Origin of the sequence: Halobacteriovorax sp. (genome assembly GCF_048381875.1) — a bacterium.
GTDB classification, from domain to species: Bacteria; Bdellovibrionota; Bacteriovoracia; order Bacteriovoracales; family Bacteriovoracaceae; genus Halobacteriovorax_A; species Halobacteriovorax_A vibrionivorans.
In genome coordinates, this window is record NZ_JBLXBP010000001.1 from 679,574 (window position 1) to 704,142 (window position 24,569).

Consider the following 24,569-nt stretch of genomic DNA (forward strand, 5'->3'; position numbering starts at 1 on the left):
TTATCCTTATTTATTTTTTAGCTAAAAGCTTTTTCTACTATAGTCTCTTGTTCTTTAACGTGTACCGAAGCATATCCTGTTGCTGGAGAAGCCGAAGCTTTTCTTGATACACAATCAATATCTCTAAAAGTATCACGCCAACGATTTAAGTGCATCCAAGCTCCCATATTCGATGGTTCTTCTTGGACCCAACGGTGAGTTGCATCAGGATACTTATCAAGGATTTCCTTAATTTTAGTTGTTGGTAGCGGGTATAATTGCTCCAGACGAACAATGGCCACATCTTTACGGTCATTTTCTTGCTGATGCTTAAGTAGATCGTAATAAACTTTACCTGAGCAAAGAAGAACCTTCTTAACATCTTTAGCTTTAACCCAAGAATCATCAAAAACTTCTTCAAACTTCCCACTTGTGAAGTCTTCTACTTTAGACTGACAAAGAGGGTGTCTTAAAAGAGATTTTGGAGTGAAAACAACCAGTGGTTTTCTAAATTCCCACTTAAGCTGACGTCTTAGAGCATGGAACATATTTGCTGGAGTTGTAATATTACAAATAACCATATTTTCTTCAGCACATTGTTGTAAGAATCTCTCTGGTCGACAAGAAGAGTGCTCAGGTCCTGCTCCTTCATAACCGTGTGGTAGAAGCATAACTAAGTTACTCATTCTTCTCCACTTACTTTCTGCAGATGAGATGAATTGATCGATAACAATTTGAGCACCATTAGTAAAATCACCAAATTGTGCTTCCCAAATATTTAGAGCATGTGGTGTTGCTTGCGAATAACCATATTCAAAAGCAAGAACCGCATACTCAGAAAGAAGTGAGTTATAAATATAGAAGTGGCCTTGACCTGTTGTAAGGTGTTCTAGACCACAGTATGCTTCATTTGTTTTCTCATCAAAAACTTTTGCGTGACGGTGAGAGAATGTCCCACGAATGACGTCTTCACCAGAAAAGCGTACGTCATTTCCTTCTGTCAGAATTGAACCGTAAGCAAATAGCTCTGCTAGTGCCCAATCAATTTCATCATTCTCATAACTTGCCTTTCTTTGATCAAGAAGCTTTTGAGCTTTTCTTAAAGTCTTAAAGCCTTCAGGAGTTGAAGTTATTGATGAAATAATATTATCTAGAACGCTCTTTTCAACAGCAGTTTCAGGTGAGCTTAAAAAGTCTTCTAATTTAGAAAAACGAAGATCTCCCCACTCTCTATGTGGACCTGGTACTTTCTTTGGAATTTCGTTTTGTTTAACATTATTAAAACGATCAGAAAGAAGGTCTTTAAATTCTTTTTGCATCTCTTTTGCAACTGCACGATCAACTGATCCACTTGCTGCTAATTCTTCAATATACATTTCTCGAGGATTCTTATGCTTTGAAATCATCCCGTAAAGTTCAGGTTGAGTATATTTCGGCTCATCACCTTCGTTATGACCGTGCTTACGGTAACAAACCATATCAACGAAAACATCACGCTTAAACTTCTGTCTGAATTTAACAGCAAGCTCACAAGCGTAAACAACGTCTTCAGGGCAGTCACCATTAACGTGAATAACTGGAATATTTAACATCTTTGCTACAGATGTTGAGTAATGAGATGAACGTGCATCTGTAAAGTCAGTAGTAAAACCGATTTGATTATTAATAACAAAGTGGATCGAGCCACCTGTACGGTAACCAGGAAGTTCCGACATTTGTAATGTTTCGTAAACAATCCCTTGACCAGCAACGGCCGCATCACCGTGAATGACAATTGGGATAATCTTACTTTCATCACCTTCATAAGCAATATCAATTTGTGCACGAGCATAACCAGTTGCCACAGGAGATACTGTTTCAAGGTGAGATGGATTTGGTAGAAGTTTTAAATAAACTTCTTTATCGTCTTCTGTTTTTGTTACAGAAGTAAATCCCATGTGGTATTTAACGTCACCATCACCTTCACCTTCAGCTTGTTCAACAGAGTTTCCTTCAAATTCAGAGAAGATATACTCATATGTTTTACCAAGAGTGTTGGCAAGAACGTTTAGACGTCCACGGTGGGCCATTCCAATAATATATTCTTTAGCTCCTAGTCTTGCACCTTCATTGATAACGGCATCAAGTCCAGGAATTGTCGACTCTCCACCTTCTAGTGAGAATCTCTTTTGACCTGTGTATTTTGTTTGAAGAAAGTTTTCAAAAACATTAGCTTCGTTCAGTTTGTGAAGAATTCGTTTCTTCTTATCAACTGTAAATTCTTTCTTTAAATATGTGCTTTCAAATTCTTCTCTAAACCAACGTCTCATTTCAGTGTCATCTGAGTGCATATACTCAACACCGATCTTTCCGCAGTAAAGCTTCATCATGTGGTCCATAATATTTTGAAGAGTCGTTGCTCCTAGGCCAACAAACTCACCACAAGTAAATACTTCTTTTAAATCAGAGTCAGTTAAATCGTAATCTTTTAAAGAAATATGGGCATGACGATCAATTCTTGGACGAATCGGGTTTGTATCCGATAGTAAGTGTCCACGTGAACGAAATGATTGAATAAGTCTAAATACGTTGAATTCCTTGCGAAGTTTTTCATCGCTGACATCTCCGCCACTAGCTGATCCCTTACCTGCACCAAACTCAAAACCTAGGAAAAAGTTACGCCAGCTCTCCTCAACTTCTTGAGGGTTTGCTTCGTATTGTTCATAGAGAGAGTCGATGTAAGAAATGTCTGAACTAGAGAGGGTTGAAAAGTCGAATTTTTCCATTTGATAAAATCCATTTTACTGCTTTGCAGTTACTACAAATTAATAATTTAGGCGTCTTAATATACATTATATCTTAACAGTTCGTGAAGTTTTCTTTTTGCACAGGCAAGCTTTGACTAGATAAAAATTAAAGTGATAAAGTCGGCTTCACCACACAAAAAATAACAGGAGAATTTATGGACTCAAGAAAATATATGAGTGATGCAATCAGAACGGAATCAAGAGACTTTGATGCGATGAACACACGTCTTTTAGACGATGGAGTTAAAAGACTTCTTCACGCTGGAATTGGTATTTCAACAGAAGCAGGTGAATTCCTTGATGCTCTAAAGAAGCATATATTCTACGGTAAGGAACTTGACCGCGTTAATCTTGCGGAAGAGCTAGGAGATCTTTTCTGGTATATGGCAATTGTTGGTGATGAGCTAGGAATTAAGTTTGAAGACGTAATGGAGCGCAATATCACAAAACTTAAGGCGCGTTATGGTGAAAAGTTCAGTGAAGAAAAGGCCGACAAGCGCGATCTTGAAAGCGAAAGAAAAATTCTTGAGGGTCAGGCTTTTAACTAATGAAACTTAACAGAATCTTTATATTTAATTTGGCGATCTTTTTAATCGCCTTAACTACTTTCTCATCTTGTCAGAGCGATAAACTACAATTCTATCGCCTTTCTGGCCCAACTATGGGGACAATATACAACATAAAATTTATTGCACCACAGGGATACAATGAATTAAAGCTAAAAAAAGATGTTGAAATTCGTCTCGATGAAGTCAACAAGGCCATGAGTACATATATAAGCGACTCAGAGATCTCATTATTTAACAAAATGGGTAAAGATGAGAAATTCTTCCCTGGCAATGACTTTAAGAGAACTCTTGAGCATGCACTTGATGTAGCGGAAAAGACAGATGGTACTTTCGATCCAACAATAGGAACTCTTGTAAACCTTTGGGGTTTTGGTCCAAATGGGAAGAGAAAGATTCCATCACAGTCTGATGTACTAGCTGCAAAAGAGAAAGTTGGTTATGAGAAAATCAAACTAGATGGCAATACTCTTACGAAGTCTGTTGATGGAGTCTACTTAGACTTATCTGCTTCTGCCAAAGGTTACGGGGTTGATGCATTAATTGAGCTATTGAAATCTCAAGGAATACGAAATGCCTTAGTAGAAGTGGGAGGCGAAGTACGAACAATGGGAGAATCCCTTACAAGACCGTGGAAAATTGGAGTTGAGTCCCCTTCTAATAAAGACGGCAATCCCGTCGTTCGTGTCGTAACAATGAAAGACGTTGCTCTAGCGACTTCTGGTGATTATCGAAACTTTTTTAAAGAAGGTGGCAAACGCTATCAACATACGATCAACTTCAAATCTGGAGCACCTGTTGCATCACAACTTGCATCAGTGAGCGTTGTTTCAGAGACATGTATGGATGCAGATGCATGGGCCACGGCCTTAATGGCAATGGGTAAAGAGAAGGCCATTGCCTATGCTAAAAAAAATAAATTGAAAGCGTTCTTCATCTATCGTTCTGACGATGGTTCAGGAAAGTATTTAGAGACATCGACAGAGGAATTTGATAAGATAACCAAGTAAAACACTCTGATACGGAGACATTATGGATTCAAATATTAAGCTATTTTTCGTTACTTTTGCTGTCCTTGCTATCTCGATTACGGGAATGGCAGTAGGTGTCATCCTTTCAAATCGTAAGCTTCAAGGCTCTTGTGGTGGACTTGGAAAAATCATTGGTGAAGATTGCATGTTTTGTGAAAAAAAAGAAGAATGCAAAGAACACCCTGAAGAAGCGCAAGATTGCCTAAAGGCATAATCAAAATTCCTCAAATAGATTTCAAATAACAAAAAGGCTCCAAATTGGGGCCTTTTTACTATCCTATAGGGCCAAAAGGAACCCTTTAAGCACTTTTGCACCAGCGTAAGTAGTTGAATGTACGTGTTCAAACTTGGCACAGTTCATGCTTTTATATTGGCAACAAAGCTATTAAACAGGAAGTTTAAAGCTGACGGCTTCAGGAAGAGCGAACCATTAGGGAAAAGAGGCCAATATGAAAAGTACAATGAGGAGAGCACTTTACATCACTTTAGGATTAGTTATGTTATCAATAACAATCCAAGAAAGAGTTCACGCAAGAACAATGAAGAGAATCACGCCTGAGCAAGTACAAAAACTTGATCGTGGAATGGCAGTTGAGACTTACAGAGGAGAATTTCTCGATATCAGCTCAATCTCAAATATCCGCAAGACTTTTGGAAACTTAGCAGATCTTAAAGATGGTCGTGAGATCAGACTTAAGAACGGTGATACTTTAACAGCACAAGATATCAAATTTCTATATGTTGAAAGATTTGGTGGAGATGCACCAAAGAGAGGAAAGAAGTTAGAAATCGCAAGAACACCACATGACGAGGAGTAATCAATTATTTTCAATACAATTTGCTACGTCTTCCTTAGTAGCAATGACCAGTAAGACATCCGGGTCGCTCGAAAGAGCGGCCTTTCTTTTTTTATCTGCAATTATTTTACGTCCTGTAGGCATCATTAAATAAAGAATTCTAAATCCTTTATTGATAAATAGTCTTTCATATTCCATAAAATCTAATACAGTCACTTCCATATTCTCAAGTAACATCTTCTTATGTGAAACCATGGCCTCCATACAAAAGAGCCCGCCTACACTTAACTTTTGAAATACGTTTTCTAAGTAATGAGAAATATCATCCTTAGATGAAAGATAATGAATATGATGAGAATCTAAAATGAGATCAAACTCACCTTCTAATTCATTAAGTGAAAGACTTGATAAACATTTAAAGGAGCCTTGTGGAAAGTTTAGAGATGCCTTCTTAATCGCCTCTTGCGATCGGTCGATGCCCAAAGTTTCAAAGAATTCAAAAGAAGACAGCTGTAGACCTTGACCACAGCCTACTTCTAAAGCTCGATGAATATCAATTGAACTTAAATCAAGGGCCTTTGCCACAAGCTCTTGCAAGCTAGGAGCTAATTGAAAATGGTCACTATCTAAATGGGCCTTATTAAACTTATCCACACCTTAGTATAGCGGCCCCATCTCTACAAAGTCACTTGAGCGATAAAAATCATTTGGTGATAGTCCAGGTTGACCATGTGGAGGCTCATTTCCACCAAAGTAGCGGCGCCAACCATCTTCATTTACATCATAGCGCATCGGCTTTGGCGCAAAGTTCTCAATTGCATAAACACTCTTTAAAAGCTTATAGATAAATTCAGAGCAATAAAGCTTATCATCATCCCAAGTGTATTCATGGTCAAATGGCATATTTAAGAAATCATTTTGATAACTTTCTAGAAGAGCTCTTCTCTTTGTGAAATTTATAAACTTAGGTCTTACAACTTGAACTGGCTTATTTGTATAGCGAAGAAATTTTGCAAGCGGCAGATGATGAACAATCCCAAGAGACTGGGCCACATATACTTTCGTTCCATATTTTAAAATAATACCAGAATGAGAAAATGGCCCATTGGTTTGTTTTTCAATTAACTCACAGCTGAAGCAGTCCATATCTAAAAGTAGGATATCTCCTGTTTTTAGCTCATCCATTGGTAGTGCCAATGTTTTAAGGCTAGCAAAAATCGACATTATCAGTATTAATCCAGCTGTCTTCATATCAAAACCTCTATCTTTTCAGATACTTAAAGTAGGTACTCCTCATTTCCCTACTATCATAAGACCAAGCTTTGCTGTTATACTACTTAAGTAACTAGATTTATACCCTAAAAAAAAGGGACAAGTAAAAATGAAAGGCATAATTCTAACGTTCATATTTTTAAGTTTCGCACTTGGGCACTTTGATATCTTTGCTTCCTCAAAGTCGTGCCCTACTGGACAAACATTCAATCGAACATTAAATCGCTGTATGTACACAGAAGGCTCAATCAAGAATCGAGATGAGTTCACGAAATGTGAAAAGATCGAAGGCAAGGCCCAAAGACAAGAGTGTATGAAGAATGCAGCAGATGAGCGCCAGGCCAAGGCCGTTGAAGAAATGAACTCCGATGGTACTAAACGTGTTACAGGTGGTGATGCAGAGGATACAGGTGACGGTAATCTTCTCACAGGATTCTCGGAAGCTTGGGGAATTATGAATGGAATCGCTGCAGCGTACTCTTTTGGTGAACAAAAAGAATGGTGGGGTGGCGATGAAACGAAAGCAGAAGGAGAAAGTTCTGATAGTGATACTTGTAAGTCCTGCTTAATTCAAACAGGTGTATCTCTTTATAGTGTCTATCAAACAAAAATGAATAAAGAAGACGTTAAGAAGAAAACCAATGAGATGAAAGACGAATACGAAGAGATCTCAAGTAATGCTGAAACAATGAAGAACGCTCAGATATCAGCCTATGATATGCTAGAAAAAGAGCAAGAATATGTTGCAGAAGTTTCAGGTAAGCAAGAAAAACAATTTAAAACTCTTGCCCTTGGTTATACAGCTGCAGCCGGTGTTGCGGTTATGGAAATGTGGGGAGACTTTGGTGCCAGCTGTGGCCCATTGAAAGATGCATTATCTGAGCCTTCAAAAAACTGGAAAAACCTCTTTAATAATCCATGTGGTATCCTTTTGACTTCTGTTATTACAGTTCCATCTGCCCTACTCGTCTCTTCACAGGCAAAGAAGAATAAACAAGATGCAGAATCAAATGTTGAACAAGTAAAGATCTTAAAAGAGAAGTACACGAAGTCCATTGCTTCATTCTGTCCAGATGGAAGAGATGATTTAAGTAATCCTCCTTGCTACTGCTATACTTCTGATGGAAATAGAAATCCAAATCGAGAAAAGTCTAATACATGTCAAGCATACTGGAATCGTTACTTTGGTAAGTTTGTGGCAACAAGTGATTCAAGTCGAGCTGCAAAAAGTAGCAATCCAGAAGGCTGTATTTTTAAAGACGGGAAATTTGACCGCGAATGTCAGTGTCGTAAGTTAAAAAATAATAAGGGTGAAAACGCTTGTATGACAGTTTCTGTTTCACCTGGTTCCCTAAGTGGAGCACTTGGAGGACTTGATGCTTCAGAAGGTGTAAGAGTTGCAAATGAAGCTCTTCAAGGAAACGGTGGAACTTACAATGCTAGCACTTCAGATAAAACAGCTGCTATGGCCGGAAAGACGATACAGGCATTAAAGAAGAAAATCGAAGGACCTTTTGCTAAATCAACAGGTGTTAGTCTTGATAAAGTCGCAGATAAAATAGCTAGAGATCTTGCAAAAAGTGGAAATAATAATGTTGCTATCTTTAATGGTGCCGGAGCAGGTGAACAATTTGCTCGTCTTAGGCCAACAGATTCATCATTTCAAAATGCGCTAACTAGTGTAGAGAAAAACTCTCCAGCAAAGAAGTCTCTTGTTGTAAGAAAACAAAATACGCGTCGATCAAATAAGAAAAGCACTGGTAGTAAGTGGAAGTTTAGTAATGACTCAAGCTCTGAAGTTTTAAGTTATGGACAAGGAGCTGGTGATGGCGATTCAAAGAAGCGCTATGATTACGGTGATAACGATATTATTAAAGACAAGTCCGTCTCAATTTTTAAAGTTATCTCACATCGCTATGTTCAGTCAGGACTAAAGAAATTATTTGAAGAATAGATAGATTAGGAAAACTATGAGTAATGTTAACAAGGAAGTTCTATTTGGTATGACCAAAGATCATCTTATCTTTGATGAATCAATTAACCGCTACTTTCACAAAGACTCATATAATGACTTTCAAGAATTTAAGAAATACGCCCATGAAAATGGAATTGATTTTTATGTAACAAGCTCATTTCGCTCTTTTGAAGATCAATTAAGGATCTGGAACGAAAAGTGTGAAGGTAAAAGACCGATCTATAATCGTGAAGGTGTTGAGCTAGACGTTGAGAAATTATCTTCCCGTGAAATTGTAAAAAGTATTATTAACTGGTCTGCCCTACCAGGAACTTCACGTCATCATTGGGGAACAGAGCTAGATGTCGTTGATGGAAATAGCTGGCCACAAGGTTATCATATCCAACTCATACCTTCTGAATTTGAAAAAGATGGCCCTTTTTATGAATTTGGCCAATGGCTAAATAAGCAAATTGAAGAGCAAAAAAGCTATTCTTACTATAGGCCATATCTTGAGGATCTAGGAGGAGTTGCTCCTGAAGCATGGCATATTAGTTACGCTAAGATTTCCGCGAAATATCACAAGCAATATACATACGAAATTTTCTGTGAATTATTAGAGCATGAAAAGATGCGTGAGCTTACTTTCTTAGATGAAGTGAAAGCAAACTCACAGCATATATATGATCATTTCTTTAAAAAACTTTTGGCCTAATCAAGGCAATTTAATTCTTCAACGTAGAAGCTATTATAACCTTCAACATCATTTGAAGTAACCTGAGTTAATTCATATTCTCCGTTAGAACATTCTTCAAGGTAATTTCCTTGTTTAAAGTCTACAACAAGAGTTTCATCCTGAGTCTTGATAACTTTAATAGGAATCGCTGTTCCAAGCATTCCAACCTTAACTTCTTTAAGCTCACCTTGAACTGAAAAAGCTTGTGCACTAAGTGCAATAAATAGAACTGATAATACTGCTAAAATCTTCATACTGGCTCCCTAAATAGTTTTAAACTATTTATCACAATTGAGCTTCTAGCATGAGTTTTGAGTAAAACTTACAAACTTTTCTTTTTTAAGCCAATCGCATCTAACCATTCACTATTAGCAGCGATAAGCTTTCTTGCCTTAAGATCAAAAAGCCCTACATCCATAGTAATCGTATTATAGACTTTGCCATCATGATCACGCATTTCTTGCTGAATCGTTAAGACCTTTGGATTCTTTATTTCTATAATCTTCGTATGAATCTTTATTGGCTGTCTTAATGTTAGCTCGGCCTTGTATTTGATATTGATCTCAATAATAACAGGGCCTCGTTTTTCTTTCATGATACGGCCAACACCCCAATTATTCTTAGTGATCATCTCCCATCGTGCCTGCTCATAAATTTCTAAATATGTGGCATTATTCATATGCCCTAAAAAATCTAAATGAGTCTCTTGCACAATAAAATCAAAGACAGATTCTTCCACATCGTAATTTTCAATATTTACATCAAATTGTTCACTCATATTTAGCACCTCTAACTTACTGAAATCTTAAAATTGGCCATTTAACTTGGCAAGTGGCCAAAGGCTATTTTACCTCTTGCTCAACTATAAATGAACAGGTTTTTAAGTACTTAAGTAATGCAACACCCCTCAAGAGGCCAAAACATGCTTAAATACTCAACTTTTAACAATAATTAACCGATTAGAACTTATAATTTAAGTAAGGATAACTTAACTTTCGAGATAACTATGAACAACAAATTAAATAAAATTCTCATTATAGCGTGTCTATTACCAGTTTATTCATTCGCCAATGGTGGTACTCAAAAATTTGAGTACAGGTGCATAAATGCAACGACTGGAGATATTTTTGAAGGCAGCTTCAATAGTCGCTCTAGTGCAGGTGTTCAAGAAAGAAAGAGAGAACTATGTGCTAACGAAGGTCTATCGCTCTACACTGAAGAATCTCGTGATGAAGAGTTGGCTGATCCAGCAGGTTTAGTTCAACAAGACCAAGGCTCACCAGGAACAGCAACAGTTCAAGTAACTTGTACAGGTGCAAATGCTGCTCAAGCTTCTGAAGCTTGTAGAAATGTATTTGATGCTCAAGGGATAGATGCAGCAGGAAGAACGGCAGGACAAAGTGCAGCAAGAGCAGCAAGACCAACAATGGAAGAAGCTCCAGATGCGAGCGATGATAATAAGACCGTTTGGAATACATGCTACTCGACAGCCAATGGGGAGACATTAACCCCTGATAAGTTTAAAGAATGCGCAAATAGCGCTTGGGATGATTTAGTTATTTCAAATATCTCAAGTGATGATGTCGCTTATCGTGGTTCAAGTGCTGCAAGAGAGTGTCAGGCAGTCTTTGTAAAAGCAGCAAATGGAACTGATTGGAAAGATATTTCAACGCAGACTTACTCTAATGGAAGTGCTGAGCTAGACTATAATAAGGCCGTAGCTATTTTCACTGTACGTCTTCATGGCGACTCTAAAAGAGGTCAGGAAATTCCTTCTGTGACAGTTTCAAAAGCAGCAAAGAAAGTTGCAGCTTGTTCTCAACTAGCAGCAGTCTTTGGTGAAAATTTTAAAGAAGGACGAGAACAAGAAGATCCATATATTAATCCTGAAAAATTAACATCAATGGATGGCAAGATCACTTGTAACCTAACAGGACTAGAAACACTTGATTATGACGAGTGTTCAGCTCTTATCGTAGCTCATAATAGTGCGGAAATTGGAACAGCTGCAAATAATACATTCCAACAATATGAGGCCCAATCACTTCGTAGTGAGCAGCAGCAAAAGCTTATGAATATGGACCCTAATTCAAATGTGACAACGGAAGCGCTTAAAACACAAAAAGATAATCTTGCCACTCAACAAGATATGGCAGAAAACAGACGTGCCATTCAAGCAGCAAGACTAGCGGCCATCGCTGGTTTCTCAGCGGCCATCCCAACAGTTGATGACTTCTTAGATAATCCAGCATTTTGTGAAAATCCAGTAGATGGTGCAATTTCAAAATTTGATACACATGTAAGTCAATTAACGACAGGTATTGGCGAGGGAAAAGTACTTTGTCGAAATCTACTAGATGGATCAAGATTTAATTACTTTAGAAATGGAAATGCAAAGAGAGCTGGGAATAAGATCGCAGCAGAAGCAGGTGTTGAAGTAGCGGCAGAGACCATGGCCGTTTCTCAACTTGGAAAACAAAAGAGAATGATTGATGGAGCGATTGGAAAAATAGAAGGGATGAACACTCTTGAACTACCAGAAGACTTTTATCAAAATGAAGATGTTTATATGCAATTTTGTACAGCAAACCCTACTCACCCAGATTGCCAGACAGGATTTGGTGCAGCTGTAAATGTCCCAAGTTTTGGCGACTATAACGTTGGAGGCTTTGGAACAAATCAAGCTTACCAGCCTACAGATACAACAGAATCAACTGGTTCAGCAGCTTCAACAACTTCAGACCCAACTGCCGCTAATGTAGATACATCAACAGCGGTAACGAAGTCATCTCCAAGCGGAGGACTTAAGGGAAGATTTGGTTCTGGTGCAACTGTTACAGAAGGTGGAGGCCTAGCACAAGGTGCCGGTGGTGGTGGAAGTAACCCTGGTGGCGGCGGAGGCGGCGGAGGCTCCTCAGCAGGCGGTGGCGGTGAACAACAAGCCGGAGCGACAGCGGCTTCAGGTGGAACCAAAGGCCTAAGCTATATCGGTGGACGTGGACCAAGTTTTGTTGGTGGACGTGGAATCGCAAGTAGAAGAAAGAACACAAAGAATGATGCAAATCCATTTAAGAATATGTTCGATAAAAATAAGAACCGTAACCTAAGTTCACTTAACTTTAAAGGTAAGGCGGCCATTGGTTCAAAGTCAGGAAATCTCTTCCAAAGAATTTCATCTGCCTATGATAAGGCCAATAATAAAGGAAACCTTTTAAAGTACGAAACAAAATCAATTGAATAGAAGCTAAAGTACGAACAAATACATCAAAAGTTTAAACACTGGGGCCAGATAATTTGGCCCCATTCTAATTCTACCCTAATAAAATCAAATACTTAAAAAGAAGAAAATTGGCACGTAACGTGTATGTGTATAAAGTAACTAAATGAGCGAGCACGATGCGTCGCAACGTAGACATAATGATGCCGAAAGTGCATATTTCAAGGACTGAGATATGAAAAAATCAAGGGAAGATATGACAAGTGTTCAAGAGATCCTATTAAGTGAACTAACACAAGCAAGAAGTTACGTAGAAAGAATCCTTCACGCAGTATGTGAATTGAGTGACACTCACCTAACGCCTAAAGCTAGAGTAGTTATTCAAGAATTTAGCGCTGAATATGAGAAATTAGTATGTGAACTAATTATTCCAAGTCACTTTGGAGAACTAAATCTTATTCACCAAGATAACTTCCGCCAAGGAAGAGAAAATCTTAGAATAATGAATAACTTTATTGAAAGCTTTGTTGCTCTTGGGCCAAAGAATGATGAAGAAGTTGTTGGTGCAATCACAAGATTAATTAATCTCGTTTATAAGTACACAAGAGAATTACACCTCGTTCTTATTGAAAAGTCATCACTTGATGTGGCCACTCCTCGCATGGGTCTACTTAAGGCAATTGATATCAAAGAAAAGAAAGAAGTCATCAAACCACATGCAGTTATCAAGAAAGGTCCTTTTACTTTGATTGAAGGTGGACGTGTTGATGAAGTTGACGAAGATGAGTTTGAAGATGAGGCCAGCCTTAATCCTCCACTCTACTTTCTTGAAACATTAGAAATTTTAAATCTTGCACATGCTAAGACTGCGCCAATACTTGGAATGAATGCAAAAAGAGAAGAGAAATATGAGCAAAATATTTCACAAGCTCACGTTCTAGTATCTAAGAAAGATTTGGCCGGCGCCCTAGAGTTATTTGAAAAGGCACGTGGCCATAAAGAGACGGCAGAAGTCTTAACACTGATGGCCTGGGTAAACTCTCAAATGGGAAATAATGAAGAAGCAAAATCTCTTTGCTTAAAGGCCATTGAGATCGATCCTGAATATGGTGCTCCATACAACGATCTAGGAACCCTACTTTTAAATGAAGGTCATATCAATGAATCAATCAAATGGTATGAACTTGCTAAGAAGGCCCCTAAATATACAAATCGCGAATACCCGTACATCAATGCTGGTCGCGCATATATGCAACTTAATAACTTCGACAAAGCAATGGAAGAGTTTGAAGTTGCTCTTAAATTAGTTCCTGAAAATCAAGAACTTCGCCACACTGTTAGTAAAATTCGAGCTTCAGTACTAAAAGAAGAAGATAATACGACAAAGCGCGGCTTCCAAAAGTTCAAAGTTGATTTCTCTGATAACCAAGGCGATAATGATAACCAACCAACACAATAATTAAAGGTATGGATATCATTTATGGCAAAAGTTTCAGCACGTGAGCTAGCAAAGTTTTTAAATAATCATTTAAATATTTATGATTATCAAGACTATGGACCAAATGGCCTTCAAATTGAAGGTAGTTCTGAGATTTCAAAAATTGCATTTGCTGTATCAGCACAACGTGACTCAATTGAAAAAGCAGTAGAAATGGGAGCAAATGCAATGATTGTTCACCATGGACTATTCTGGAAATTTCATGGAGTAAGAACCGTTACAGGAAGCTTTGCAAAAAGAGTTAAACCTCTTATTAAAAATGATATTAACCTATTTGGTTACCACTTACCTCTTGATGCTCATCTTGAGGATGGTAATGCTGCTGGAATAGCAAAGAGGCTTGGTCTAAAGGACTTAGCACCATACGGGGATCACAAAGGAATGCCTACAGGGCTTCAAGGAAGGTTTGAAAGACCACTTAGTCCAAGCGAGCTAAAAGACCTCCTAAAAAATATTTTAAATCACGATATCATTCATAGTGAACCAAATGATGAAAAGATTTCATCGATGGGAATCATCACAGGTGGAGCTAACTCAGATTGGCGCTACTGTGTTCGCGAAGGGCTAGATGCCTATCTTACGGGAGAAATGAGTGAGCACGACTGGCATGAATCCAGAGAAGAAGGAATCCACTTCTTTGCAGGAGGGCATAATGCGACAGAAAGATTTGGTGTCCTTGCGCTTAAAGATTTGATTGAAGAAAAGTACGGGATTGAGTGCGTCTTCATCGACTCACCCAACCCAGCCTAGCTTATTTCTTAGACTTTCTTTTAAGAGAGAGAGTAATTGTAAATTCAGCAACTGGCCCATCATCAATATCAGGACAAGTTGCTGTGATCTTAAGCGGAAGATTATGTCTTTCGTCACTTGCTAGAACCATATCAACGAATTCGTCGATTTCCTTACCTTGCTTACAAGTAAAGACAGTATCCCCTTCAGCACGTTTTAGAAATTCCGCATGGAAATCTTTAAAAGCAAGAGAGACTCTCTTTCCTTTATCCATCGTTTTCTTCATTGCTGCAAATCCGCCTGCTAAATCAGCTCCACAAGCAAGAGCACCAAAGTACATACTATTTAGATGGTTCTTTGATCTTCTCGATAATGGAATCTTGATGGCAGTAACTTCTTCGCTTAATTCTATTACAGTCGGCCTTAACCAAAAGATCATTGGAACTTTTGTAAGACCAAAAAGACGCACAAAAGCAGTATTTCTTAAGCCTTCGGGAAGCTTATCTAGAACTTTCTTCATTACTTATTTCCCTTTAATTCAAGCGTTCTTTGATAAGCACGCTCCATTGCAATATTAAATATTTTTTCTAAATTTGATTCTTTTAAAGATTCCAAGGCCTCAAATGTAACACCTTTTTTTGATGTAACGTTTTCACGAAGTTCTTGAGCATCGTCATTTTGTACTAGCATTTTCCCAGCACCTTCTATTGTACCGGCAATCATTTGGTGTGCAAGCTTCTTATCAATTCCTCTTCTTTCAAGATCAGAAATTAAAATACGAGCTATTTCAAAAAAATATGCAGGACCAGAACCAGAAAAAGGAGTGATTATATCGATATCATCTTCTTTCTCAAAGACAGTATTGATTCCTTTTGTATTAAAGGCATCCCAGAAGTACTTCCATTTATCCTGATGAACTCTTTTAGACTTATAAAGGGCATTTACACCAAGACCAACTTGAGCAGGAGTATTAGGCATTATTCTAATAACCTCCTCACTTCCAAGAGCAGAAGCAAGTGATGTACTATCAACACCCGCAAGAAGAGAAACAATTGTAAGATATGGATGAGATAAGAATTCAACCTCTTTTGCAACTTCCATTAATTGTTGTGGCTTAAATCCACACCAAATGAAGTCGATATGTTGATTTCTTAAGTCCTCTAAACTTTCAATCCAGCTTACATCAAAGTCCTCGGCGAATTTCTTGGCCTTTGTCCCAGAAGGAGTAAACACAAAGAACTCACTCTCATCACTTTCTTTAGCAACTGAAATAAAGTTAGGTAAAAGCGCACGGACCATATTCCCTGCGCCTAAAATAAGATGTCGATAGGCCATTACTGATCTAACTCCATCGGTGCACCATGCCTCATGATATTTACAGCGTAACTTCTTTCACATGAGAAAAGGTGGAAGAGATCAAAGTAAGAACAATTGATAAAGTCTTCAAGAGGAGTGATAAAAGTCGTCATTACAGATTGCCCATTATACTCACCTTGAATTTTATTGAACTCTCTAATATTCTCCTCATCTCCATCACAAATCACAACATCAAAGTTCTCTTTTAGAAGCTCATGCATTTTATCTTTGTTTACAAAGTAACAATCAATATTCTTCTTAGAGAAACGATTCTTCTTTAAAATATCAATAAGGAAGTTCCACCATTGATAAGATGCTTTATTAGAGCAAAGAACTGTCACACCTGTTCCTGCCGCTAAAGACATTAGAACAGCAAAGAATGTCTGCATATTAATATCTTTATTTAAACTTAAATAAAGTGCGCGGTCTTTATTAGCATCAAATACAGAATAGTTAATCTGACCAGGAATATAGCGGTTATTTCGGCCATGATTTAAGAGCTCAAGGTATTCTACTTCAAACCATTTTTTTAATTCAATTATATTATGTCTTTGACCACCAAATGTTCCAGGAAAGAGAGGACCAAAATTCCCAAGGATTTCATCAATAGCACCTAGAATCTTTTCACGTCTAATAAAGTGATCTGATCGAGAAGAGCGAGAGATGACAGGAGAATCGTTTCCACCCTCTTCATAGAAAGACTCAGAAATATCTTCATCACTTGGCCTTACAAATAGGCTTCGTAAGTAGTCTTCACCACCGGCCTTTGGACCTGTACCAGACATTTTAAATCCACCAAATGGCTCAATCGCAACTCGAGCACCAGTGATACCACGGTTGATATAATTACTCCCCACAAGCATCTCTTTTGAAAGATAATCAATATCATCTTGAGATTGAGAGAAAATCCCACCTGTTAGTCCGTATTCAACGCTATTGAATAACTCTAATGCATCGTCATGATCATCATAAGGAAGAATGTGTACGACTGGTGCGAATAACTCTCGACATGCAAAGCTTTCAGGATCATAGGCGCGAGACTTTGGAAGTTCAATAACAGTTGGTCCAACGCAATAACCTGGAAGATCTTCCTCACTACGATTTACGTGAACTTTACCACCATACTTATGAGCTTCTTCACATGCTTGTTTCACTTGAGCGATTAAACGATCTTTTTCTTCTTGGCTTACAAGTGGATTAATATAACTTGCAAAGTCTGTTGCTGGCCCGACATTAATATCAAGTGCAGCCTGTTTTAACCTTGCAATGAGTTTATCTTTAACTTCACGGTCAACAAGAACTCGTGATGCCGCCGAACATTTTTGTCCAGCGTGAGCAAATGCTGAGTAGAGAATTCCATCAACTGTTTCATCAAGTTCAGCGTTATTCGTTACAATTACAGCATTCTTTCCACCCATCTCAGTGATGACTTTAACTGGATAAGTCTTTTGCGTTTCGCGATTATGATATAAACGTTGGCTACAAACTTTTGCGATATGAACCCCTACTGGTTTTGAACCAGTAAAGATAACACCTGCAATACGCTCATCTTCAACAAGCTTTTGTCCAACAGTCTCACCAACACCAGGAAGATGAATAAGAGCATCTTTTGGAACACCTACTTCATGGAATAGATTAACTAGCTCACATGTAATCAGTGGAGTTTGTTCTGCAGGCTTTAAGATAACACTTGAGCCTGTTAGAAGTGCTGATGCAGTCATTCCACATGGGATGGCCATTGGAAAATTCCAAGGTGCGATAATAGCAAATGGACCTCGAGCATCGATGTCTCGACTTGGGCCAACTTCTTGTAAACGGCGAATATAATAATTTAAAAAATCAATTGCTTCATCGACATCTGCAAGTGCCTCACTAATGGCCTTACCAGACTCATGCATAATAAGTGCAGAATAGTAATTTCTGCGCATATACATAATCTCAGCAGCATGGGCCATAATACTGGCACGTTTCTGCCAAGAGTAACTCGACCACTCTCCATCATAGAATGATTTATCAACTGTATCTAACGCTTTTTGCGCATCATCAAGTGTAGCAAAAGTAATTTTACCTACGACAGATTTTCCATCTGAAGGAGAAAGTACATTTTCAACTTCACCACTTAGTTTGAAATCACTTTCATAATCTTTACCTAATTCAAACTTTTCAAAGTCTCTTCTAAAGTACTTCAATTCTTTTTCGAGATAAGTTTTCAGTGGTGGACAATTAGAAAAATCACCAAAGATATTTGTGATTGTTGAGTCAAGATTTAGAAGCCCTTCCTCATGATGTTTAGCATAAATATCATTTGGTGCCATAAGTTTTGCATTCTTCTTATGACTTCTCATAATTGTAAGAACACCAACTTGAGATGAGTTCTCCATAATACGACGAACGAGATATGCCATACCAACAATTAATGAACCGATAGGTACATAATTTCTGACTGCCCATCCCATCTTGGCCATGGCCGTAGACAAGGCCTCATATGTCATATGTAGACACTGGTGTTCGATTTCATCGATATCACTATATTTAGTCTCTCTAAGAGCACTTGCAAAAGCGTGATCAGAGAAGTTGTGAGAGGCAAGACATAATTTAATATGTGGAAAGGCCTTAAATGTCTCATCGATCATTTGTCTAAAGTTAATATCTGTTTCTTCTTTATTTAAAAATTCAGGAGCGTTGTGAGCATGAGCTTCGGCCTCAACTGTTTCAGCATCCCAATAAGCACCTTTTACAAGACGTATTGGCATATTATGTCCACGCTGTTTTGCTAGATCAATAATGTCTTGTAGATGCTCGTAGCAGTCACGAAGGTAGGCTTGAACAACAATACCAGTATCTGCATAATCTTTTAACTCAGGAGTATCAAGAAGCGCCTTTTTATAAACCTCAAAAACTATATCGCGGTAGTGATAGTGTTCGGCATCGATATTGATAAAAACCTGTTGCTCCATCCCTGCTTTTAAGATCTTGATAAGTCTTGGAGCAACTAAACTATATGTATAATTAAAAGCTTCTGGCCTAAAGTCAGAACAAAGAGCTGAAACTTTAATCGATACGTGGGCACGAAGAATTCCGGCCTTATTTCTACGACCTGGAGAGATATGCATACTAAAACCATTAACTAGTTTTAGAACTTCATTCATATAATTATCAGCTTCTTCTTCTGATACAACTAACTCACCTAACTGATCCAGGGTTACATCACGACCAGACTTAAAGATCGTCGAGAAATTCTTTTGGGCCGTTTCAATTGTCTCACCTGCAATAAATCTTCTTGCCATAAATCGAACTTTAAAACGAACAATGGCAGCAAGTGGTTTTGCTGGAAAGACTTTTACAATTAATAAAGTAAAGTAGAAAAGAAGAACTAATTGAGAAGGAAGAGGTTGTCTATCCCCTTTTAGGCCAAGTTCTTCAGCTTTCTTAGAATCGACAATAAGACGTCTTAACGCTTCTTTTAAAGTCCTCTTAACTTCTGTTCCTTCATCATCGTGATCAAGAGAAGGAAGAATTGCCAAGAACTTAAGTAAGTGAATTCTTAGAAGAGCATAATTGGCCGTAAGACCTAAAGCAAAGTCAGAGATTTTTTCAAAAAAGACAGGAGAATATCCATTGATATATACTAAAAGCTTTTTAGTAATCGTCTCAGTCATTTTTGAAACTTCTTCAGTATCAATTTGAGCGTGTGTATCTAAGTTATAACGTTTTGTAATGATACGACTAACACCAGGGAAGTCCCCAATTCTAACCTTCATAACCTTCGTTACATGATTCTTAAATGCTTTATAGGCTTTATTCTTTTCTCCGTTGAAATTATCAAGAAGAAAAATCTCATTTGCCATCTTAACATTACAAAGTCTTAGAACCTTATCTTTATTATCAACACCTAAAAGGAATTGTGTTCCTTCTAGAGCAATTTGAAATTTGAATGAACTATCAAAAGAAGTCCAAAAGACTAATTCTTTTTTTACTTCTTCTTTTAGATTATTCTCTTCATCGAGAATAAGTGATGAGAAATGCTCATAAAAATCGAGTCTAAAATTCTCATCTAAATTGATCTGTTTAATAACAGGTAGCTTCACATTAACTCCCTTAAAAATTATAAAAATTTGGCAACTTGATCCTTTCTCTTAGAATCAAGATAGCCGATTTATTTTGTCATTTAACTTCCAAAGGGTATAATAAAACAAAGTAGATATTAAAAAAACATATTTACGTAGTGTCACAGAGCACAAAAATAACTAAATATTACTTTTGATAATAGTCTAACTTTGCGAAGATAAGACTATGAAAGAAAAAATTGTTTTTATTGATGACGATGAGAATATTGCTGACCTATTTGCCATGACATTGAGTGCAGGTGGTCATGAGACGAAGGCCCTAAGCGGAGAACACGACGTAGAGCAATATTTTCATAATATTAGCGATGACCTTAAAATCGTTATTGCAGACAAGAATATGCCCGTCATCAATGGCCCTGAAGTCGTAAGACGTTTTGAAAGTGGCCCAAAAGCGGGAAAACTTGAGTATATAATTATCTCTGGTGACGAAGAGTTAGATAGCGACGATATCTCTCAAAAAGTTCACTTTATGAGAAAACCGTTTAAGAAAGAACAACTTTTATCTTTAATTGAGGAAATTCTTTAATGCGCCAAAGCTTTTGCTTCATTCTATCACTTCTGTCATTGCAAGCGCTTGCACTGACATATACACTAGCGGACTTACGTGTCCTCTATAGTGAGAAGTCATATAATGAATATATGAAGCATCACCTCGATGTACGTCCATCCAAAAGAGACTTTGAGTGGAAGAAGATGACACGAGAGATGGCCACGGCCCAAGCTGATGAATTTATAAAGAAAGATCAAGTCACTCGTGAAAACTTCAATCTTTTAACTAAGTATATAGAAAATAAAAATTTAAAAGCCTACGCATTTTACACATTGGCCTATTCTAAATTTGCAAGACTCTATTTTAAGAAGTGCAATAACTGTATTAAGGATCTCGAACGATACATTTCACACTCGGCCAGATATCCAGATATTGATTTCGATATTTATAAAAACCTTAATAACTCGATTAAATCAAATTATGACAACCTAGTTAAAGCTCCTTTAAAAAGTAATGATTCAATTTACTACTGTAAAGAAGAGCAAGGCCAGAAAGCTTTAGTCAAAATCCTTGTTGATGAAATTGGAAGAGAAGATACCAAGGATACAATTGTAAAAAAGTCCAAAGATATCTTTAATCCTGATTGCCTCAATGGTTTCTCAAAAGAAGATATCCATGCTCTTTTAGACAAAGCAGATTATACAAGTGAAATCATATACCTAACGTTTCGTGCATTTGAGAAGATTGATGATATTACTTCAGACACATATCTCATGACGTATCTTTTAACTTCACCTAAACCGGGGCCAATCATGAATATGGCCTGGAACCAGATAGAGATGCTTTCAGCCAACTATAAAAAGAGAATGAAAATATTTGATAATCTTAAAAAGCAATATCCTCTTAGTGGTGAGATTTTTGAGCGCAAAAATGGAAAAGTCGCTGAAAAATCTAAAATCATCATCAAACGCTTTGCAGAAAACTTTCCAGAGTACCTAAATTTCTATGGTGAAACGTGCCTCAATTTCTACAGTGGAAAAGTGAAATTTGCTCGCGGAAACCCTGCCCTACATTGTGACGATTTCATGGCCGAAGAAGTGGCCGGCAAGTGGATGAGCGACACTGTGCGACTTAAATACTCTGGCGCTAAGAAAATCAACTAGTTAGACCAGGTAAAAACCTCTTATTTCCTAGCATTTCCTTGCCTGATGTTCACAAATGTGGGAATATCAAGCACAACAATAAATATTAGGGAACTGTTAATTATGATCAAGTCACTTTTAACATTATTTATTTCATACGCAATCATTGCAAATCCAGCTCAAGATGACACTACAATTGGTGATAATGGGCAAGATGATAACCAAGTCTGCCTCGAGCTTAGTCAAGATAAGTTAATTGGTCTTGAGAGTAAGCCTGAAAATGAGCTAGTATTCATTTCCAATAAATGTTCATACGCTGACTTCACAAAAGAATTAAAAGAGAAACTTCAAGCGGCCCTGCCTTTTGAAGGAGAAGGAAGATTACAACTTTCACTAAAAGACGAAAAAATCAATGTCATTATGGACACTCTTGCAACAGAACACGTTGGTTCAAGTCGTTTTTCATATGAAGACACAAAGAAAATTGAAGACTTCTATTCTTCAACTAAAGCTGATTCTCTTAAACAATCAGGAAACCTAGAGTCTCTTAGAGATGATCAATCAGACGAATTCTACCTTGTGCTATTCTTTAATGCGCAAAAGGATCGCCTCATTGTAATTTATAAGCGTCTAACAGAAGCACCAGTTAATGATGTGCCTCCAACAGACTCTGATGATGATCTACCTCCGTCGGATGATCTACCATCTGAAGAATTATAAAATAAGAAATTTCTTAGCAAAGATACTAGATGCTAGATCGGCATTTTCGCTACTACGATTATCAATACGATAACCTATAAAGACCTTCTTTCCTCTACGGAAAGTATATGAAGGAACAAGGCGAACATATTGGTCCATATCGCCTTTGTATAAAATAAACTCTTCACCTGGCTTAATATCCTTAGCATTAATAAGAAGAGATCCAAGATCGATACTTTTTGCAGACCAATCAACTTTTATCTTCTTTATTTCATCATCCTTACTTGCAGGCCCTCGCCCACTATCTTTTTTATATTCAAGTCCATTAAACATCTTAGAAATTTCAGATGCATCAGGATGATTTGTTATTGATGCTGGTAATGTTGCACCTGAGCTTTGTAAATTATTTAAATCTAACTCTGGAGCAGAACGTCCTGTAATATCAACTACAGTGGCCTTCTTTTCAGGAGGCAAGAAAGTTGAGCTTCCTGTACCACCAGAACCACCAGCTCCAGAGCTCATCCCATTACTGCCACCACTTCCAGAAGTTGGGCTCCCCACATTTGCAATTTGTCTATCATTACTTCTTCTACGATCATCACTTGAAGGAGATCTTCTAATTGGCTCTAAAGTCTCAGCATCATAGCGCTGATACTTTTCACGATTAGCTCTTGCAAGCTCCTCTCGCTCTTTCTTCATACGACGATCTTGCGCTGCAATCGCATCTTTTAAAGAGCTACCTGCTTCACGTAATGTCTTAATCGTCTCAACCATCTGCTTAGTTCTAGCTGAAACTTTTCTGCGACCACGTCCGCGTGATCCCATCGTTAATCTTCCGCTATTATTTGTGTTTAAGTTGCTTTGTTGAACTGGACCCTGTTGTGCTATTTGCTGAGCAGGGGCATTCGTAACAACATTATTAATATTAGAATCATTTGAAGAATTAATTTTAGAACTTACTTGGGCAACTGAGTTACCTTTATTGTCAACAACTTCCTGTGCGATATTTTCGTTATCTGTCCCACCAATATCAAAAGACTCCCCATCTTTACTCTCAAAGAATTGAGAAACAAGAGAACCTTTATTAAGTGATGCCGTCTCATTCTTTGCATGTCCAACCATAGACTTAATATCATCAAAATCATCTTTATGTAGATACTCTTCTAAATAAGAGATATCTTCTTCACTCATAGACCCTGATTTAATATCTTTGATTAGTTGGTTTCCAATTGCCTCTTTTAAAAATAAACAATTTGGTAAATTTTGATTTTCTTTTGAAGTACATCCTTCCTTTACAAATTCACTTAAGGCTTTTTCCTTATCAACATTACAGCCATGAATTGAATAAGGTGCTTTATCTTTACATATCTTTTCACACCTAGGATTAGCTTCCTCGTTATTATTCTTATAGGCGGCTGAAAGAGTGCTAAATATATTTAATGATAAGTCTTGTCTCTTAGGTCGATCTTTTATCTTACAATAGTAGTTATAACTATCTACATTTTCTAAAAATGGTAGTTCAAATTCAAAATCGTCTTTTTCTGTAGAAGTTATCGATTCACCTGAGCAAAAGCTCTTAACCTTCTGATTAAAATCAACACAGAAGTTATCTAAGTCAGACTGCTCCATACTCAAACTTTCAACATCATTCTTAATTAGAGACTGACAAGAATTTGTTCTAAACTTGCTTATAGTATTATTTGTATTATCAACACTTGAACTAAAAATTTCATGAAAATCAATACCTAATTCATTTGCAAAGTCTTTTCCTACATATTCAGGAAACATCTCATTAATCATTTGTTCACTACAATGTGAATTAAGAGTCTTATGGAGCTTACAATTTAATTCTAAATCCTGATCAACGGCCTTAACTAAATTTCTTGCCATCATGAAAATACTCCCCTTGAGGTGCTTTCCATTTCTTTGACGAAAAATCTTACGACTTTGACTATAGTCTGCTTTATCATTTGCAGAGACACATTCACAGTAAGAGTCTATATTTACATCAGAGCCGATACTCTCAACACAAGTCTTACCAACCTTAGAATGAAAACCAGTTCCCATACGTTCCGCAATATCAGCAAAGCTATCTCCACCTGTGAAAATCGAAACAATCCCTTGGCGACATTCAGCTGTTGCTAATTGTGATACTAAAATCATTAGGAACGTAATTAATATCTTCATCAT

At 37.4% G+C, this 24,569-nt stretch carries 21 protein-coding genes; 12 read left to right on the forward strand and 9 right to left on the reverse strand.

The features are described 5' to 3' along the window. Positions 1–17: 17 nt before the first annotated feature. Positions 18–2,744 carry a 2-oxoglutarate dehydrogenase E1 component gene (locus ACN5L8_RS03195; RefSeq protein ID WP_120405020.1) on the reverse strand — a complete coding sequence of 909 codons (2,727 nt, stop codon included), beginning with the start codon at positions 2,742–2,744 and terminating at the stop codon, positions 18–20. A gap of 176 nt (positions 2,745–2,920) precedes the next feature. Between ACN5L8_RS03195 and ACN5L8_RS03200 the strand changes: the two genes are divergently transcribed. The 4 genes from ACN5L8_RS03200 (at position 2,921) to ACN5L8_RS03215 (ending at position 5,180) form a co-directional block, all read left to right on the forward strand. Then, complete coding sequence (locus tag ACN5L8_RS03200) at positions 2,921–3,313, forward strand: nucleoside triphosphate pyrophosphohydrolase family protein (RefSeq protein WP_115363339.1); 393 nt, start codon at positions 2,921–2,923, stop codon at positions 3,311–3,313. Continuing rightward, positions 3,313–4,341 carry an FAD:protein FMN transferase gene (locus tag ACN5L8_RS03205; protein ID WP_120405021.1) on the forward strand — a complete coding sequence of 343 codons (1,029 nt, stop codon included), beginning with the start codon at positions 3,313–3,315 and terminating at the stop codon, positions 4,339–4,341. Before ACN5L8_RS03200 ends, ACN5L8_RS03205 begins: the two co-directional genes overlap by 1 nt. Before the next feature lie 22 nt (positions 4,342–4,363). Continuing rightward, the gene (nqrM, locus tag ACN5L8_RS03210; RefSeq protein WP_115363343.1) at positions 4,364–4,576 is read left to right on the forward strand and encodes a (Na+)-NQR maturation NqrM; all 213 of its coding nucleotides are present in this window, start codon (positions 4,364–4,366) and stop codon (positions 4,574–4,576) included. Between the two features lie 235 nt (positions 4,577–4,811). Further along, a complete protein-coding gene (locus ACN5L8_RS03215) occupies positions 4,812–5,180 on the forward strand; it encodes a hypothetical protein (RefSeq protein WP_115363345.1) in 369 nt (122 codons plus the stop codon). Here the strand turns inward: ACN5L8_RS03215 and ACN5L8_RS03220 are convergent, their stop codons facing one another. Both ACN5L8_RS03220 and ACN5L8_RS03225 read right to left on the reverse strand, forming a co-directional pair. Continuing rightward, entirely contained in the window at positions 5,181–5,813 is a 633-nt protein-coding gene (locus tag ACN5L8_RS03220) for a class I SAM-dependent methyltransferase (protein ID WP_419168358.1), read from the reverse strand. 3 nt (positions 5,814–5,816) lie between these two features. After that, positions 5,817–6,410 carry a YiiX/YebB-like N1pC/P60 family cysteine hydrolase gene (locus ACN5L8_RS03225; RefSeq protein ID WP_115363349.1) on the reverse strand — a complete coding sequence of 198 codons (594 nt, stop codon included), beginning with the start codon at positions 6,408–6,410 and terminating at the stop codon, positions 5,817–5,819. Positions 6,411–6,540: 130 nt separating this feature from the next. On the opposite strand from ACN5L8_RS03225, the gene ACN5L8_RS03230 reads away from it, so the two are divergent. Together ACN5L8_RS03230 and ACN5L8_RS03235 are read left to right on the forward strand one after the other, a co-directional pair. Continuing rightward, positions 6,541–8,385 carry a hypothetical protein gene (locus tag ACN5L8_RS03230; protein ID WP_419172282.1) on the forward strand — a complete coding sequence of 615 codons (1,845 nt, stop codon included), beginning with the start codon at positions 6,541–6,543 and terminating at the stop codon, positions 8,383–8,385. A 16-nt stretch (positions 8,386–8,401) separates the two neighbouring features. After that, positions 8,402–9,100, forward strand: a complete 699-nt coding sequence (locus tag ACN5L8_RS03235) for a M15 family metallopeptidase (RefSeq protein WP_419172283.1) — start codon at positions 8,402–8,404, stop codon at positions 9,098–9,100. Here ACN5L8_RS03235 and ACN5L8_RS03240 read toward each other — a convergent pair. After that, complete coding sequence (locus ACN5L8_RS03240; protein WP_419172284.1) at positions 9,097–9,375, reverse strand: hypothetical protein; 279 nt, start codon at positions 9,373–9,375, stop codon at positions 9,097–9,099. The genes ACN5L8_RS03235 and ACN5L8_RS03240 overlap by 4 nt on opposite strands. 68 nt (positions 9,376–9,443) lie before the next feature. Next, positions 9,444–9,899 carry an acyl-CoA thioesterase gene (locus ACN5L8_RS03245; RefSeq protein WP_115363357.1) on the reverse strand — a complete coding sequence of 152 codons (456 nt, stop codon included), beginning with the start codon at positions 9,897–9,899 and terminating at the stop codon, positions 9,444–9,446. Positions 9,900–10,127: 228 nt separating this feature from the next. Here ACN5L8_RS03245 and ACN5L8_RS03250 point away from each other — a divergent pair, with 228 nt between their 5' ends. From ACN5L8_RS03250 to ACN5L8_RS03260, 3 genes are all read left to right on the forward strand, one after another. Next, on the forward strand, positions 10,128–12,362 hold the full coding sequence (locus ACN5L8_RS03250) for a hypothetical protein (RefSeq protein WP_419172285.1): 2,235 nt from the start codon (positions 10,128–10,130) through the stop codon (positions 12,360–12,362). Between the two features lie 211 nt (positions 12,363–12,573). Then, positions 12,574–13,797 carry a tetratricopeptide repeat protein gene (locus tag ACN5L8_RS03255; RefSeq protein ID WP_419172286.1) on the forward strand — a complete coding sequence of 408 codons (1,224 nt, stop codon included), beginning with the start codon at positions 12,574–12,576 and terminating at the stop codon, positions 13,795–13,797. A gap of 21 nt (positions 13,798–13,818) precedes the next feature. Further along, positions 13,819–14,586 (forward strand): Nif3-like dinuclear metal center hexameric protein, encoded by a 768-nt coding sequence (locus tag ACN5L8_RS03260; protein ID WP_115363361.1) that lies wholly within the window; start codon positions 13,819–13,821, stop codon positions 14,584–14,586. A gap of 1 nt (position 14,587) precedes the next feature. On the opposite strand, the gene ACN5L8_RS03265 is transcribed toward ACN5L8_RS03260, so the two are convergent. From ACN5L8_RS03265 to ACN5L8_RS03275, 3 genes are read right to left on the reverse strand one after another with little or no spacing between them, the layout of a single operon-like run. Then, positions 14,588–15,085 (reverse strand): DUF4442 domain-containing protein, encoded by a 498-nt coding sequence (locus ACN5L8_RS03265; RefSeq protein ID WP_419172287.1) that lies wholly within the window; start codon positions 15,083–15,085, stop codon positions 14,588–14,590. Continuing rightward, positions 15,085–15,900, reverse strand: coding sequence for a pyrroline-5-carboxylate reductase family protein (locus tag ACN5L8_RS03270; protein WP_419172288.1), 816 nt, complete (start codon positions 15,898–15,900; stop codon positions 15,085–15,087). The genes ACN5L8_RS03265 and ACN5L8_RS03270 overlap by 1 nt, the downstream gene beginning before the upstream one ends. Further along, positions 15,900–20,009 carry a proline dehydrogenase family protein gene (locus ACN5L8_RS03275; RefSeq protein ID WP_115363367.1) on the reverse strand — a complete coding sequence of 1,370 codons (4,110 nt, stop codon included), beginning with the start codon at positions 20,007–20,009 and terminating at the stop codon, positions 15,900–15,902. Before ACN5L8_RS03275 ends, ACN5L8_RS03270 begins: the two co-directional genes overlap by 1 nt. A gap of 205 nt (positions 20,010–20,214) precedes the next feature. On the opposite strand from ACN5L8_RS03275, the gene ACN5L8_RS03280 reads away from it, so the two are divergent. From ACN5L8_RS03280 to ACN5L8_RS03290, 3 genes are all read left to right on the forward strand, one after another. Then, on the forward strand, positions 20,215–20,574 hold the full coding sequence (locus ACN5L8_RS03280) for a response regulator (protein WP_115363369.1): 360 nt from the start codon (positions 20,215–20,217) through the stop codon (positions 20,572–20,574). Next, positions 20,574–21,701: a hypothetical protein gene (locus ACN5L8_RS03285; RefSeq protein WP_419172289.1), complete on the forward strand. Its 1,128-nt coding sequence runs from the start codon at positions 20,574–20,576 to the stop codon at positions 21,699–21,701. The genes ACN5L8_RS03280 and ACN5L8_RS03285 overlap by 1 nt, the downstream gene beginning before the upstream one ends. A 102-nt stretch (positions 21,702–21,803) precedes the next feature. After that, positions 21,804–22,400, forward strand: a complete 597-nt coding sequence (locus ACN5L8_RS03290) for a hypothetical protein (RefSeq protein ID WP_419172290.1) — start codon at positions 21,804–21,806, stop codon at positions 22,398–22,400. On the opposite strand, the gene ACN5L8_RS03295 is transcribed toward ACN5L8_RS03290, so the two are convergent. Next, a complete protein-coding gene (locus tag ACN5L8_RS03295; RefSeq protein ID WP_419172291.1) occupies positions 22,395–24,569 on the reverse strand; it encodes a hypothetical protein in 2,175 nt (724 codons plus the stop codon). The two genes, ACN5L8_RS03290 and ACN5L8_RS03295, sit on opposite strands and share 6 nt — an antisense overlap.

Coding starts and splice junctions, on each gene's coding strand:
- ACN5L8_RS03195 (WP_120405020.1), bottom strand. CDS start 2,744: ATGGAAAAATTCGACTTTTCAACCCTCTCTAGTTCAGACATTTCTTAC.
- ACN5L8_RS03200 (WP_115363339.1), top strand. CDS start 2,921: ATGGACTCAAGAAAATATATGAGTGATGCAATCAGAACGGAATCAAGA.
- ACN5L8_RS03205 (WP_120405021.1), top strand. CDS start 3,313: ATGAAACTTAACAGAATCTTTATATTTAATTTGGCGATCTTTTTAATC.
- nqrM (WP_115363343.1), top strand. CDS start 4,364: ATGGATTCAAATATTAAGCTATTTTTCGTTACTTTTGCTGTCCTTGCT.
- ACN5L8_RS03215 (WP_115363345.1), top strand. CDS start 4,812: ATGAAAAGTACAATGAGGAGAGCACTTTACATCACTTTAGGATTAGTT.
- ACN5L8_RS03225 (WP_115363349.1), bottom strand. CDS start 6,410: ATGAAGACAGCTGGATTAATACTGATAATGTCGATTTTTGCTAGCCTT.
- ACN5L8_RS03230 (WP_419172282.1), top strand. CDS start 6,541: ATGAAAGGCATAATTCTAACGTTCATATTTTTAAGTTTCGCACTTGGG.
- ACN5L8_RS03235 (WP_419172283.1), top strand. CDS start 8,402: ATGAGTAATGTTAACAAGGAAGTTCTATTTGGTATGACCAAAGATCAT.
- ACN5L8_RS03240 (WP_419172284.1), bottom strand. CDS start 9,375: ATGAAGATTTTAGCAGTATTATCAGTTCTATTTATTGCACTTAGTGCA.
- ACN5L8_RS03245 (WP_115363357.1), bottom strand. CDS start 9,899: ATGAGTGAACAATTTGATGTAAATATTGAAAATTACGATGTGGAAGAA.
- ACN5L8_RS03250 (WP_419172285.1), top strand. CDS start 10,128: ATGAACAACAAATTAAATAAAATTCTCATTATAGCGTGTCTATTACCA.
- ACN5L8_RS03255 (WP_419172286.1), top strand. CDS start 12,574: ATGAAAAAATCAAGGGAAGATATGACAAGTGTTCAAGAGATCCTATTA.
- ACN5L8_RS03260 (WP_115363361.1), top strand. CDS start 13,819: ATGGCAAAAGTTTCAGCACGTGAGCTAGCAAAGTTTTTAAATAATCAT.
- ACN5L8_RS03265 (WP_419172287.1), bottom strand. CDS start 15,085: ATGAAGAAAGTTCTAGATAAGCTTCCCGAAGGCTTAAGAAATACTGCT.
- ACN5L8_RS03270 (WP_419172288.1), bottom strand. CDS start 15,900: ATGGCCTATCGACATCTTATTTTAGGCGCAGGGAATATGGTCCGTGCG.
- ACN5L8_RS03280 (WP_115363369.1), top strand. CDS start 20,215: ATGAAAGAAAAAATTGTTTTTATTGATGACGATGAGAATATTGCTGAC.
- ACN5L8_RS03285 (WP_419172289.1), top strand. CDS start 20,574: ATGCGCCAAAGCTTTTGCTTCATTCTATCACTTCTGTCATTGCAAGCG.
- ACN5L8_RS03290 (WP_419172290.1), top strand. CDS start 21,804: ATGATCAAGTCACTTTTAACATTATTTATTTCATACGCAATCATTGCA.
- ACN5L8_RS03295 (WP_419172291.1), bottom strand. CDS start 24,569: ATGATGAAGATATTAATTACGTTCCTAATGATTTTAGTATCACAATTA.